The sequence below is a fragment of the Pararobbsia alpina genome (genome assembly GCF_902859895.1).
Classification (GTDB): Bacteria; Pseudomonadota; Gammaproteobacteria; order Burkholderiales; family Burkholderiaceae; genus Pararobbsia; species Pararobbsia alpina.
In genome coordinates, this window is sequence record NZ_CADIKM010000073.1 from 1 (window position 1) to 13,255 (window position 13,255).

The window sequence follows — 13,255 nt, forward strand, 5'->3', positions numbered from 1 at the left end:
ACCGAAGGTGTGCTTCAGCGACCAGTTGCTATCGAGCGCCGCAACGATGCGCTTGCCTACCGCGTCGCGTCGCTCCGGCGCGATCGAGTTCTCGATGCCACGCGCGATGATCGGCAGCAACTGCCGATAGACAAACGGCCGCTCCGCGGTTTGGTCCACTATCCGCCCGAAAGAGTAGCGCTGAGTGGCCTCGAACGAATCCGGCATGTCGTGAAGGCCGTATTTGGTGACGAATCCGTTGAAGCCGGCACCGGCCGCCAGCAGATACGCGAAGAGGAGAAACAACAGATTGATGAACTTCGATACATATGCGCCGGATGATCCCTGCAGCGTGAGAAATCGATTCAATTGGGCTCCTCGGTCAGTCACAGATTTGTCATCGAGTAGAAAAGCCGAAATTCCTAGGCCAGTCTCGTTTGGTTCGTCAATGGCTTCCCATGCAGCGATACTCAACGGAAAACAGGGTGGTGTTGAATGCAACTCAATCTGAAGGCGAGAAGCCAGACCGTCGAGAAAGTTCAAAGTCTCGATTACAGGATTACTTGATCGGCAGTGGCAATTGCCTGACGAAATGTGTTGGCGTCCCCTGTCAGGAGACTGCGTGAAACAGTTCCGTTGCGCTCATGTGGGGCGCCGTTGCAGGCACTTCCTGGTTTCGATCGTCATCTGTCCCGGAACACCCCAAGCCGAGCCTGTCGCAACAGGGCCGATGAGCATCATCGGTTCTACCATCGTCCGAGGGCCGATGAAGATGAAAGGTTCGCTCAGTGTGGCACGCAATATCCTCGTTCGTGGTCCAATTACAGCCACACGCCTCGCACAGCCTCACCGTGATGGCATGATTCGCCTAACAACGCTCCGAAACCGGACCAAGCGAAAAAACGGGATATTGCTGCACGAGGAGCGCCGACAGACCGCTCCTCATCGGTCTCCCAACACGTTTGTATCCAACGTCGCCTGTTTACACCCTCTCACTCATTCTTCACGCACCGTTTTGAAGTTAAAAAATCCGCCTACTGAGGCCCGATGGCCTAAGTGAAACGAAGTGCATGGTGTTCGATGAAACGGGATATCCCGCAACGCCTGTGATTCCCCACTAAATCGGCGAGGACCTTGTTTCAGCTACGATCAGCATAGCCACGGCGTCCCCGCGAATTGACGTCGCGAGTACGGGGAATCGATCGACCGCCTGCACATAGGCAAGATTGTAGACGTAATACTGCACCTCCACAGGGAGCTGTCCGATCCGTTTGAGTTCGCCTGTTATTGGATCGAATAGAGCAAGCTCCACGTTTTAGCACCGTACTGAAATCCGCTCGTGGCGGCATTCGTGCTGGCACATCCGCGTATTCCACGCCGGATCGGTTCGACGGCCTCAAAGCTGCCTTGCGGTCGGCAGACGAATTTGACGCAAGATTGCCACGCACCGATAAAAACTCCGATATCAACCAAGCTCAAACCTTGTTCCACAAATGAAACAGGGGTATATCCCCCCATCGCGCTGATCTCATTGGGTTTCGTGCGGAACTTCCATTAGTTTCCAAAAATGGAAGAAGCGCACATACCTGCTTCAGCGGTTATGGCTTGGAGAACTTTGAAAACCAGGCGCCTAACTTCCGGATTCTGTGCGGTATCCCACGCTCTCCGTCCTTTTTAAGGATTGCTGATTGGTCGATCGCTACGGCGATAACGGTTCCTGAGCATGTCTGTGTTACGTAGTTAATTACTGCCGGCGCTGTGGTTATCCAAGAAAACTATGAACGGGCCAATAATTTTTACATGCGCTTACAGTATACCGGAGTTCAAAGTTCTTTTGTACACAAATGGACACTTGCGTTTGAAAAGTCAGCCGTCTAAGCTGCAGGCAAGGTAAGGATGCTCTAAATGAAAAATTTTCCGACGTCCGACGGTACATTGCAATATTTTCTTGTTTTCACGTCACGCTCCCCGCAGGGGCCGGACCTGATGACTCTGCGTTCAATTCCTACGTGATTACATTTGTTTGCGGCGCGCAAAATTTAAGTTCGGCTAATACGCCGGATGGTGGTCAATATAATCTGGGCGTTCTATTTGTCACGCCAAGCTTGCTTTCGACGGAAGCAATCCAGGTGAAGCTGTTCCGGCACGGACGAGTGCTCGTAGATTTCGTCGCTTTAGGCCCCCGAGGCCTCTTTGCATTGCCTGATGCGAGCTATCGTATAGAGGCTACCGCGAATGGGGAAACCAAAGACAAGACTGTGAACACGGGATCGTTTATTAACGAGATACGCTGGTAGTTCGAGCCAAAGGTTGGTCACGGGGTGTATGCACGGCAACTATTGAAAGTCAACGGCTGGTGACTAGATGGACTAGTTTCATAGCCTGACTGGTCTTAAGTTAAATTGATCGTGTATTTTTGAGCGGAGGTTCACATGAAGTATTTAGGCCGCCCTAACCGACAAGCTTTGAATAATATTAGCGGAATGACGCTTTCGACGCATCCAAGAGCCGATGGCATACTTGTGCCAGCAGACGTGGTTACATGGTCTGAATCGAAGGGCACCTATTCTTCCGTACTCGCCCATTCGCCTCAGTCTCAAGGTTTCGAAGAAAGTGGAAATAAACACAAAAGCGCGCCGGCGCACTCGGTTGACGGTCTGGCCGTCGAGGTTCCTGTTTCTGCCTCCGGGAGTACCGCGCCAAGCGATCGCCAAGATTGGGGTCCCGGTAAGAGCATGGTGCTTAGCGCTACAGCTTTCATGTTGATATTTGGTATTTTCGGGCAAGCTCGACAGGTGGCCGTTTCGGCAGATACGCAACGCGTTAAGGTGTCACCAAAAGTGGTGGCACCATCAGGATTTCGGCAGAAGACGGTGAATCCCACCTCGAGCGGTGAGATAGCGTGGTTTCACATTTTTGAACCGCGGGCCGGTGGGTTTCGAACCTATAGCCGGGAATCGGCGGGTGCGTCGCCGCCGCCGGTCCAATTCCCTTCCGCACCTCCAGAAAATTAAGCCAGATAAGTTGCTGGAACGATGCTGGTTCGAATTGCTTCGCCATTGAGTAGTATGGTTTGGACTTCTTCTATTGCTAGCGGAGCATTCGTCATATTCGAAGTGATGGACGGCAAATTTGACCTCAATGGCGTGCCGGGTGAAGTTCTTGTTGCTCGACGACTGGGGAATGGCGCCGCTGGACGCGACTCCGCGAAATGACTTGCTGGAAATGAGTCGAGTATCGATGGCGGTTTGTTGGTGGTTGAGTGCGACATGCGACGCCGTAAGCAAGCGCGGTATCTATTATGAGTGAGTAAGTGGAAGATCGCGCGACTGTTGCGCCGACGGGCGCCCGGAGGCAGGCGTGGTAAAACTACAAACGGGAAAAGGCCGCATCTACGAAACGATGACGGTGTCTGAAGTAATTGCGGAACTGCAGAAGTTCGATCCTGACTTGCCCGTTCTCGCGACATGGGATGGACAGTTCAAGGCAGTCGACGGCTATACACTGTTGATAGAGCCGCACGGTCTCGTTGGGGATGGCACTGAGGCACTAGTTCTGGACGTTAACTGATTTATTGCGCCAATGGCCAAAGAAGCGGTCTCAAGGCCGGGACGACGCTTAAAAAAGATACAACCCTTGGCCTTGAAGTGGTGAACCGTTAGACGATGACACACGACATCAAACGCGTTGTATTAGAGCCTGCGAAGCCAATCGCGCGGCTACAGTTTACGCCCAACCACAAACGGCCCGATCCGATGGCTGGGCTGGCGGCACCACGTATTCATGTTCGACTCGTTGCCGATGGTCGTGTTTCCGGCTCATGGCACAACGGTTCTCACAAATTGATAGTGTCCAGTCTCATAGGGTTATGAGTAGCACAATTCGCGAAATAAGACGCGATTCGATCCCCGTAATACAAGCCTATCCCGAGGATTAGAAGCTTATGAATCGCGTTGCAATGATACTCACGGCCCTGAAATGGTGGCTTCGGATGGTCGGACCCGACAAGATGGATGCGCTCGAACTTTCGGCGTATGACGCCGGATACCGTGCATTTGGATTCGAGCGGAATCCTCATCCTCGCGGAACGAACTATCACCGCGCATGGAGGGAAGGATCTCGAGATCGAGTAGCGGAACTTCTGCGGCTTTGGTAGCCAACTCAACTTCCCGCGGCTGGCGACATAGCCTTCGAGATTGCCGGCATTGCGTTATTGAAGCCTCCCGTCGCAGATCGTAGGACGGCCGGCTTCCATACCGGGCGGGGCGGAGCGAACGCTCGAACGTCCAGGTGAATGCTTAGGCGAATGGCCGGAAATGAACTTACCACAAATCGTGGACACCTTGAATTTGGCGTTGGTCAATGCTTTGAAGGGCACCGGCGCTTCGTGGCCCATCGTCGAGTGACGCCGCTGGCGGTTATTCAACACTTTTATGTATTCGAACAGGCTGGAGCGGGCCTGCTCACGGGTTTGTAGTCGCAATGCATGACTAGCTCCGTTTTCAGGGTATGGAAGAAGCTTTCCATCGGCGCGTTGACGCTCCTATGTCGAGCAGCAGCCGTCGAATCGGCCAAATCAGCCAGGATGAGCGGATACAACTCTCGGACGATATGGCGCTTCAGGCAGCGATGGATATCCTCGTTTGACATACCTTCCTTTGTGCGGCGATCGACGTAGGCGCGGGTACGCGGATCACTGCGCATCCCGACCATGGCAATCGTCCATAAGGCATTGTTGGTAGCCCGGTCACCGCCGCTGTTCAAACGGTGGCGAACCCTTTTTCCAGACGACGCTTGCAACGGACTTGTGCCGTATAGCGCCGCCAACGCGGCTTCGCTTTTCAGGCGCTCCGGGATTGTCGCCCGCCAGAGCAATCAGTACAGCAGCGGTCTGCGGGCCTACGCCGAATCGCTCGCGAACTCGTGTGGCATGCTGACTTAGTCCACTTCACTGGCTGCCCACCTGTGATGCACCTTGATGCGCATGTCGGAGCCGTGATCAGCGGAGCGGGGAAACTTCTTGGAACGCTATCTGTACCAACCGATAGCTGCTGACGTGGGCGAACTCGTTCGGCCCTTTACGTCGCGCCGGGTTGAAGGAACCGGGACATATGGAGCGGGATTGGCCCGGCTGCTGCGCGACCATGAGATTGAGGAGGTGCTCGAAGTCAATCGTCTAGATCGTGCGATGCGCCGATCCAGAGATCCGACCGACGCTGTGGATGAACTACTAGCCCCGATCGCAAGGGCGAACATCCTCAAGGACATCTACAGGACTACCGGACGATTCATGCCGACGGGTTCGCAGGCTACGACAAGATATATGCCGATGGCGTACGTATCTGTATGCCGATGGCGTACGTATCGAGGCGGCATGCTGGGCTCATGTTCGACGCAAGTTCTATGACATCAGTTAATCGCATCCGACACCCGTCGCCCGTCGCGGGAGAAGCGGTAAAGCGCATCGGAGAGTTGCACGCGATCGAGACGCAAATTCGCGGGAAGCCACCCAATCAACGACTTGCGACTCGCCAGGCGCAGACGCAGCCGTTGCTCGACAACATGCGAGCGTGGATGATTACGTTGCTCCCGAGCGATATCGTGTGACCACTGACTCTCGAAACACCAGGAGGGCCTCGCCGAATCTGCTGAATCGCATGTTTTCGGCCGCGGATTTGCCCGACAGCGTTCGGATGTCCGCCGTCGGGCGGACGGGCTTGACACCCAGAGATTCGGCCTGGCGGACAAGGTCGGGCATCGAGCGCGCCTTCATCTTGCGCATGACCTGTCCGCGGTGAACCTTGACCGTGATTTCGCTCAGGTTTCGGGGCGGACCAGTAGTCTTCACGCGGCAAATACCAGGCATATTGACCAGCCTCGGCATCATCGGCCCCGAAGCCGCGTTCAAGCGCGCCATAGACGGTTCCTTGGAAAAACCTTTGCGCCAACGGGCCGGACCTAGTTGCGCGCCACTAACGAGTAGCGGCGCGAAGGCATATGCCGAGCCACCGTCGCCAACAAGCGTCTCGAGCGCAGGAAGTAGATGCACATCGTCTTCTACTGGAAGAACGGTGTCATGTGGTGTCTGCTTTTGCCATCAAATTTCACCACCTGTTCCCGCGACAGAAGCGCCGGGAACAAAATGCAGAGTCGCCAACTGCGCGTCAATGCCCGCTTCTGTCGGACGCTAGGGGCTCGTCATGCCGCGACTGAGCGTTGTGACCATAAGCGGGCTCGAGACAGGCTGTTACCTCCGCGCCGCCGCTGCTGAGAAATACAGCCACATCATGAGTACAGCGAGCGACCCGGCCGCTCCGAACAACCCGGCCGTCCCCGCGTGTGCAAGATAAAGACCGAACAGATGCCTGCCGACGGAAAACAAAATCGCTGATACCAACCCGCCAACCAGCGCATGGCGCAGGCCAACCCTGATGAGCGCGCCAAAGCCGCCGGTCATCACCACCAGTCCACAAATCAACTGAGCAACGGCCGCGACAACCGTCAACGTAATGCTGCCCAAAACCGCGTGCCCTACTGTCTGTATCGCGGCGTCGAGGACTAGCGAGACGACGAGCAGGAAACCGAAGCCCATAACCAGCCCGAACGAAACCACGCGGGCGCGCAAGAGCAGTGCTAGACCGGAAATACCCTTCGGCGACTTGACCTTGAAGACGATATCCAGCGCAGTGTTTAACGAAGAGAAGGTGGCTGACGCACCGACCACCAAGAGCACGAATGACAGCGTAGCGGCGATGCCGCTACCGCTCGATCGATGAGCGTGCTCAACGATAGCTTGCATGGCGCCCGCCGCTTCCGGACCAGTGATGTCCTTTATCTGCCCAAAGAGCCGCCCCTGGGCAGCGTCCGCTCCGAAGAACCAGCCTGCAACCGCGAGGACGATGACGGGGGTCGGAGCAAGAGAAAAGGCGGAGTAGAAGGCAATGCTGGAACCAAGAGTGGTGCACCGGTCTGCTACGAACCCCGTAACAGCCCCGCGCGCGACGGGCATGAAACCTCGTTGGGCTGAAAAACTACGAGAGGCGCGTTCCGAGCTATCCATTATCGGCTCCTTCATTTAGCAGAGTCTTCGTCCGTCTCTTCGCCTTCCTCGGACTCTATCCGTGTGGTTCCACCGGTAGCCGGCGGGTCGCTTGCCGGAAATGAGTCTTCGACCGCCTTGTCCACAACGCCCTCGGAATGGTCGGGTTCTGCGCTTCCGGTGTTGGCGCCATGTTTCCCTTGAGCTAGGACCGAAAGTGCAAGGTAATTCCCGAGATGGGCAGCACGAGGTTGCAGCGCGTTGTCGTTTTTTAGAACTGGCAACGGCATGTTGGGTAGTGCTGTAAACTTGCTGCGGTTGGATGTTTTGTCGAGCTTACGCCCCAAGACGCGCTCAGGCTTTAAGCCCCTCCGGTACTTTGCCACCATTTTCCGCAAGCTTTTGCATGACCTCCCGATGCAGCCAGACGTTCATGGCGGCACAATCTTCCGTGTTGCCGGTATAGTGAAGTTCGGAGGCCAACTGCTTGCGTGCATTCAAACTGCTGTCCAGCTCGAGAAGTTTGAGGAGGTCAACAATGGATGTGCGCCAGTTCAGCTGTTGGCTGTTACCTTCCTGCTTACGGGTAAGAACTGCTTCGACGTCGACCGTCGGCATCGGGGTGGCCGACGGTTGTGAAGACTGCGCCGCAGCGGTTGATGGCGTCGACGGGGTATTAGCTGGCGCTGTTGTGGGTGTTGATGCGGCTGCCGCTACCGGAGCAGCTGCGGAGGCTGAGGATGCAGTGGCAGGATGGTCGTGAGGAAAAATCTTATTCAAGATGGTCGAGAAGATGCTCATTTGTCACTCCAAAGTATTGAGGGCCGCTTGCTCGGGCAGGCGCTTTTCATCGCGCAATGGGCATGCCTGTCAGACCGTCGCACCGTTGTTTTGGGCGTTTGGAACGCGAGGACATCCTGTGTTCAGCGACCGAAGCGATAGTTTTTTAAAGGGCTAATTTTGCAGCGCAATCGAATTCGGTTCACCTGTCCCGCTAGCGACGCTTTCGCGGAGCGTTTTTCCGCGCATGGCTTCCTACGGGTCCGACTGAATCGTCCGTTGCGGCCCGACAGCTCCGGACATTGTCCATCGGACTCGCCTACAGTCATGTTCTCAGCGCGCGGCCCGACATCTATACCTCTTTCCCGCTACAGGAAAATGCGGGAATTCCCCGTCACGCCCGAACCCGTGCCGTCGGGTGCGAACGCATCAGTCGTTCTCGGACATCCGGGTTTCGTCGTGCAAAAGCACTGGGCGAGCCGGCTCCACTACGACTTCCGGCTCGAACTGGATGGCGTGCTACTTTCGTGGGCCGTACCGAAGGGGCCCTGCTACGACCCCAAGGAAAAAAGGATGGCCGTTCACGTAGAGGACCATCCGGTCGAGTACTCGACATTCGAGGGTACGATTCCCCGCGCGCAATATGGCGCCGGCACCGTGATAGTGTGGGACCGCGGGACGTGGGAGCCTGTCGGAGACCCGAAAAAGGGAATGAACGGCGGCAAGCTGGTCTTCCGGCTTCACGGCGAGAAGCTCGCGGGCTTGTGGGAACTGGTGCGGATATCGAAGCCGGAGGACAAGCAAGACCAGTGGATGCTCTTCAAGAAGCGCGACGAGTGGGCGCAGCCGCTTGCGGAATACGACGTCATTAAAGCGCTTCCCGACAGCGTCACCACGAAGCCTCTCGGGCTCATTGAAGAACGGGAGCCTAAAGCCGGGCGGCCAGTACATGATAAAGAGGTCGAGATAGACCTGTCTGCCGCAGTTAGCGCGCGGCTTCCCGCCAGACTTGAGCCGCAGCGAGCGACGCTTGCGTCGTCCCTACCGGTGAGGGGCGACTGGATAACAGAGACGAAGCTGGATGGGTACCGCATGCTCGCTCGCGTCGACAAGGGGCGCGTACGTCTTTTCACGAGCGGTGGGCACGACTGGACAAGGAAGCTCGCGGGTCTGGCAGCAGAAGTCGAGAAGCTCCCTGTCTCCAGCGCATGGTTGGACGGCGAAATTGTTGTGCTCAAAGACGGCCTGCCCGATTTTGGCGCTCTCCAGAACGCGATAGACGGTGCCGCGAATCAAGAAATCGTCTACTTTCTCTTTGACCTGCCTTACTTTGACGGGAAGGACCTTCGGGACGTCCCGCTGTGGGCGAGGCGCGCGCTGCTTTCGCAGCTCCTCGAAGACGAAGGCGACCGCATTCGGTTCAGTCAGGACTTCCAGGCTCCGCCCGCCCAGGTATTCGAAGCCGCCGCGGGATTGGGGCTCGAAGGCCTGATGCTGAAGCGCCGCGCCGCGCGATATGAGTCGGGAAGGACGCAGGCGTGGTTAAAGGCCAAGTGCCGGCTGCGGCAGGAACTGGTCATCTGCGGCTTCACCGCTCGGGGAGGCAAGGACGGAGAGGTCGGCAGCCTGCTGCTCGGGTACTACGTGGGCGACAAGCTTCACGACGCGGGCAGCGTCGGCACCGGCTGGGACGCGCGCACTGGCCGGGACTTGTGGGTCCGCGTAACTCCGCTCGAAGTGGATACGGCGCCGTTTGACGTCGCCGTGTCAAAGCCGCGGCGTTGGTCCAGGCGTGCCGCCGGCGGCGAGCGCTGGGTTCGCCCCAACCTTGTTGTCGAAGTCGAGTTTGCCGAATGGACTGCGGATGGCATCGTGCGACAGGCGTCGTTCAAGGGACTGCGCGCCGACAAGCCGGCGCGCCGCGTCGTCCGCGAGGCCGGAGAAACGCTAAAGCCTGCTCCCGTTTCTCAAGTCAAAGTCACGCACCCTGAGCGTATCGTTGACCCGTCGAGCGGCGTTACAAAACTCGACCTGGCCCGGTACTACGAAAGCGTTGCCCAGTGGATGCTGCCTCACCTGAAGGACCGACCGCTGGCGATGGTGCGCGCACCGACCGGTATTTCCGGTGAGTTGTTTTTCCAGAAGCACGCCGAAAGGACGGGCATGCCCGGTCTCAATGCGCATGACCGCAATCTGTGGCTGAATCACCCGCCGCTGCTGACCGTCGACACGGTGGACGCGCTGATGTCGGCGGCCCAAATGAACGTCGTTGAGTTTCACACGTGGAATTCGACGGTTCGACGCCTCGACAGGCCCGACAGGGTCATCTTTGACCTTGACCCGGGCGAAGGCGTGAAATGGAGGCAGATTCAGGAGGCAGCGCTTCTTGTCCAGACTTTGCTTAAGGAGCTGGGCCTGAAAGCCTGGCTAAAGACGAGCGGCGGCAAGGGGCTGCATGTCGTCGTGCCGCTGACGCCAAGGCTCGACTACCAATCTGTGAAGTCGTTCTCGCAGGCGTTCGTCCGCCATTTGGCAAAAACAATTCCCGAGCGCTTTTCGGCGACGTCGGGGGCAGCAAACAGAATCGAAAAAGTCTACGTCGACTATCTGCGCAACGGGAAGGCGCAGACCACCGTCACTGCATTTTCCGCGCGGACGCGGCCCGGGATGGGTGTCTCGATGCCAGTTTCCTGGGAGCAACTGTCCGACCTTAAAAGCGGTGCGCAGTGGACGGTGCAGACAGGGAGAGAGTATCTCAGTTTTCAAACGCAAGACCCTTGGGAAGCGTACTGGACGACAAGACAATCGTTGGCGTCGGCAATAAAGCGGCTGCGATGAAACATCCCTCGCCGGATAGCGAAGCGGTCTGGAACGATGCGAGTACTGCACTGCGGCAACTTGTACATCCCTTCTCTGGGCTGACGAGCTATTCACCGCCGTTCCCGGCCTTCCGTTCCGGCTGCGTCATTCAGCATGGCCTTCGCCAGTCTCTTGTTGTCCTCGGATTCAATTTCATTAAGCTGCGGGCAATGCTGGGTTAATCGTATGGATGCCACCCCGATGGCTGTTTGACCCGTCAACCGCTCCCAGTGTACGTACAGGCCGTGAACCACAACGTAGCGCCGAAAAAAATGCCCCCCTGGGACGAAACTCGCGTGGGCATCGTTTTTGCGCTGCTACAAAGGGAATGTGGCGGAGTCGCTCGGGCCGACACCCCTTCCGAAAGCAGCATGTTCCAGCGCGGGATGTCTGAACGTACGGGGGGAATCATGATGAGGCTATTTGTCATACTGGCTTTAGGGGGCGGCCTCGCGGGCTGTGTTGTCCCTCAATCAGACGGTTATGGGCACGGTGAACCCGAGTACAGATATGGTCCCGGATATTACGCGCCCCGCACCGGTGTTGGCTTCGGCGTTGGCGGCGGCAGCATGGGCGGCGGTGTCGGGGCCGGTGTCGGCGTCGGTTTCTTGTGATCAGCGCGACCTTGCCGGCGAGACGCCCGCTGCCCACGTAGGTGTTTTCGCCGTGATTTGGTTGCGGATCCATCGGCTCGGTGAGGCCGGGCTGTTGATTCTGCTGCTGCACGGGGAACGGTGGTGCAGGACACGTGCCTTGGGTCATTGCGTTCCCTCATGTGAGTTGACGATCATTGGTAGGGGCTGGCCAGTGTAGCTGCCTGGAACTAGCTTGAAGAGGTGCGTATCATCCCCGTGCTCGAAGTGGCTGATCAACCGTCGAGGAGCCTCGGCGTCCGGGAGGAGCCGCTCGACAGAGGACTCAGCCACGCGCAATTGCACATCTGAGGCATCGCTGTCGTGGGGGGGCGCCCCCTGACGTACCGGCCGCGGTGGCGCTTTCAGCGCGGGGCTGGCTACGGTCGTCTGCGGGTCTATAGAGAACGGTGCCATGAGTCCTAGGGGTCCAAGCATTAAAAGCGACCAGAATGTGTCGTGCGACGAGTCGAGCGGATCCAAGGGGTTCATCGGTTTTCCTTAGGCGTGCTGGAGCGCAATAAAAAACCCGCGTGAAGCGGGCGCCGAAAACAACGGCATACACACAGGGCAAACGATCAATTAATGCTTCGAGCCGGCCTTGGCGGGTCGCCGTGCAGCCTCGGATGCCTTTCGCTCACCTTCGGCAGCCAAAGCGCTTGTGTTGGTCATCTTTTGGGCGTTCGCGTCAAGTGCGCTCGCAGCCGCTTCGTTGGGAGCATCTGTCGATGCTGCGATAAGGTTTGAGACATGCTCGGTCGGCTCCTGCAACGCCGACTGACTCTGACGTAGCGCCGATTCGAGCACGCTCTTCACGTCAATGCCGTACTGCTCGTAATAGCTGCGTGTTTCATTCAAGATATCGACTTCCGTCGCGCGGATGGACAGCGTCAAGCAGGACGTCACGACCGGACGTAGTCATTGTCGCCGCCCACGCGGACGATCGACAGAAAATGCCGCGTATAGGCCGCCGCTTTCTCCGGAAGTTCGGCGGACAGGGTGGAGGCCGTTCATATATCGTTTCGTCACATTCATAAACGTTTGGAGATTCGACGTCACAGCCACGGACGACTCCGGGGAAAAATAAGGAAACATTTACCACTCCTAAAGGTAGGCGCTGTAAATGGGTCAATTTCAGAACCCTCGACACACTTGCTGCGTTGCAGCAATAAACCCATTATACGGAAGTTTCCTGGAGCGTCAAGGGAATTTGTATAGTTCGATGTCCTAACTTAACCACCAGCAAAATGGGACTACAGGCCAACCAATTCCCTCGAAAATTTCGGCACTTTTGGAGGAGCCGAATCCATATCAATTGCGGTGCGAATACTTCAATCCTCGTAGTGAGATGACCGCGAGTCAGCATATTCACCACGTCAGACGGCCAACCGCCCAACAGCGATGACTGCGTCGGCCTCCCCTATTCACTTTAAGTGTTGGCGCAACATAGCACTCCCGATCATCCCGATTGACACCATTCGCACTTTGGCTTGGTAGGCGGCGATCGGCCTTCCTCTGATCGAACGGCCGCAATTGACTCTCTAGCAGCGCTTTGGTCCAGTGGTCAAGCCGGCGGTGGCTCGCGAGAGAACAATGATTGCCTTAGAGGCCAGTTCAAAAAGACCTGAATGGGGCTGTTTACTTTCCCGGCGAACTGTTAACCTTGGACATCTGAACAACGGAACCCAAGGGATGGAAGCGCCGATCGCTGATGACGAATTGTGGACACTGATCGAACCGTTACTGCCACCAGCAAAACCTCGACGCAAGAAGAATCCGGGGCGCCTTCCCGTATCGAATCGAGCGGCGCTGAATGGCATCCTGTTCGTGCTCAAGACGGGTATCCGCTGGAACCACTTGCCGACGCGATTAGGCTTTGGCTCGGGCGCAACCTGTTGGCGACGATTGAACGACTGGCAGGAAACCGGCGTGTGGGACCGACTGCACGAGCTGCTGCTCGCCAAGC

9 protein-coding genes and 5 pseudogenes are annotated in these 13,255 nt (G+C 57.1%); 6 read left to right on the forward strand and 8 right to left on the reverse strand.

Annotated features, from left to right (window positions below):
- Nucleotides 1-522, reverse strand: a pseudogene (locus tag HV670_RS27870) (hypothetical protein); the annotation flags it as partial.
- 1,889 nt (nt 523-2,411) lie between these two features.
- Here HV670_RS27870 and HV670_RS27875 point away from each other — a divergent pair.
- A complete protein-coding gene (locus HV670_RS27875; RefSeq protein WP_175108203.1) occupies nt 2,412-2,993 on the forward strand; it encodes a hypothetical protein in 582 nt (193 codons plus the stop codon).
- 346 nt (nt 2,994-3,339) lie between these two features.
- The gene (locus HV670_RS27880; RefSeq protein ID WP_175108204.1) at nt 3,340-3,549 is read left to right on the forward strand and encodes a hypothetical protein; all 210 of its coding nucleotides are present in this window, start codon (nt 3,340-3,342) and stop codon (nt 3,547-3,549) included.
- A 787-nt stretch (nt 3,550-4,336) separates the two neighbouring features.
- Here the strand turns inward: HV670_RS27880 and HV670_RS31495 are convergent.
- Together HV670_RS31495 and HV670_RS27885 are read right to left on the reverse strand one after the other, a co-directional pair.
- Nucleotides 4,337-4,515, reverse strand: a pseudogene (locus HV670_RS31495) (IS3 family transposase); the annotation flags it as partial.
- Nucleotides 4,516-4,539: 24 nt separating this feature from the next.
- Nucleotides 4,540-4,918: pseudogene (locus tag HV670_RS27885) on the reverse strand (transposase); the annotation flags it as partial.
- A gap of 29 nt (nt 4,919-4,947) precedes the next feature.
- On the opposite strand from HV670_RS27885, the pseudogene HV670_RS32455 reads away from it, so the two are divergent.
- Together HV670_RS32455 and HV670_RS32460 are read left to right on the forward strand one after the other, a co-directional pair.
- A pseudogene (locus HV670_RS32455) lies at nt 4,948-5,197 on the forward strand (IS110 family transposase); the annotation flags it as partial.
- A 68-nt stretch (nt 5,198-5,265) separates the two neighbouring features.
- Nucleotides 5,266-5,586: an IS66 family transposase gene (locus HV670_RS32460; RefSeq protein WP_425511479.1), complete on the forward strand. Its 321-nt coding sequence runs from the start codon at nt 5,266-5,268 to the stop codon at nt 5,584-5,586.
- On the opposite strand, the pseudogene HV670_RS27895 reads toward HV670_RS32460, so the two are convergent.
- From HV670_RS27895 to HV670_RS27910, 4 genes and pseudogenes are all read right to left on the reverse strand, one after another.
- Nucleotides 5,558-5,803: pseudogene (locus tag HV670_RS27895) on the reverse strand (LuxR C-terminal-related transcriptional regulator); the annotation flags it as partial. The gene HV670_RS32460 and the pseudogene HV670_RS27895 sit on opposite strands and share 29 nt — an antisense overlap.
- Before the next feature lie 423 nt (nt 5,804-6,226).
- A complete protein-coding gene (locus HV670_RS27900; protein WP_175108205.1) occupies nt 6,227-7,039 on the reverse strand; it encodes a YihY/virulence factor BrkB family protein in 813 nt (270 codons plus the stop codon).
- A gap of 11 nt (nt 7,040-7,050) precedes the next feature.
- Nucleotides 7,051-7,365, reverse strand: coding sequence for a hypothetical protein (locus HV670_RS27905; protein WP_175108202.1), 315 nt, complete (start codon nt 7,363-7,365; stop codon nt 7,051-7,053).
- Nucleotides 7,366-7,372: 7 nt separating this feature from the next.
- Nucleotides 7,373-7,819 carry a DUF3597 domain-containing protein gene (locus tag HV670_RS27910; protein ID WP_175108206.1) on the reverse strand — a complete coding sequence of 149 codons (447 nt, stop codon included), beginning with the start codon at nt 7,817-7,819 and terminating at the stop codon, nt 7,373-7,375.
- A 306-nt stretch (nt 7,820-8,125) separates the two neighbouring features.
- Between HV670_RS27910 and ligD the strand changes: the two genes are divergently transcribed.
- Complete coding sequence (gene ligD, locus HV670_RS27915; RefSeq protein ID WP_175108207.1) at nt 8,126-10,636, forward strand: DNA ligase D; 2,511 nt, start codon at nt 8,126-8,128, stop codon at nt 10,634-10,636.
- A gap of 1,235 nt (nt 10,637-11,871) precedes the next feature.
- Here the strand turns inward: ligD and HV670_RS27920 are convergent.
- Nucleotides 11,872-12,147, reverse strand: coding sequence for a hypothetical protein (locus tag HV670_RS27920; RefSeq protein WP_175108208.1), 276 nt, complete (start codon nt 12,145-12,147; stop codon nt 11,872-11,874).
- Nucleotides 12,148-12,981: 834 nt separating this feature from the next.
- On the opposite strand from HV670_RS27920, the gene HV670_RS27925 reads away from it, so the two are divergent.
- Nucleotides 12,982-13,255 (forward strand): transposase (locus tag HV670_RS27925; protein ID WP_175108209.1); only part of this gene is annotated, 274 nt, incomplete at its 3' end.

Bases quoted from the DNA above. Each gene is read 5' to 3' on its own strand.
- HV670_RS27875 (WP_175108203.1), top strand. From the start codon at position 2,412: ATGAAGTATTTAGGCCGCCCTAACCGACAAGCTTTGAATAATATTAGC.
- HV670_RS27900 (WP_175108205.1), bottom strand. From the start codon at position 7,039: ATGGATAGCTCGGAACGCGCCTCTCGTAGTTTTTCAGCCCAACGAGGT.
- HV670_RS27910 (WP_175108206.1), bottom strand. From the start codon at position 7,819: ATGAGCATCTTCTCGACCATCTTGAATAAGATTTTTCCTCACGACCAT.
- ligD (WP_175108207.1), top strand. From the start codon at position 8,126: ATGTTCTCAGCGCGCGGCCCGACATCTATACCTCTTTCCCGCTACAGG.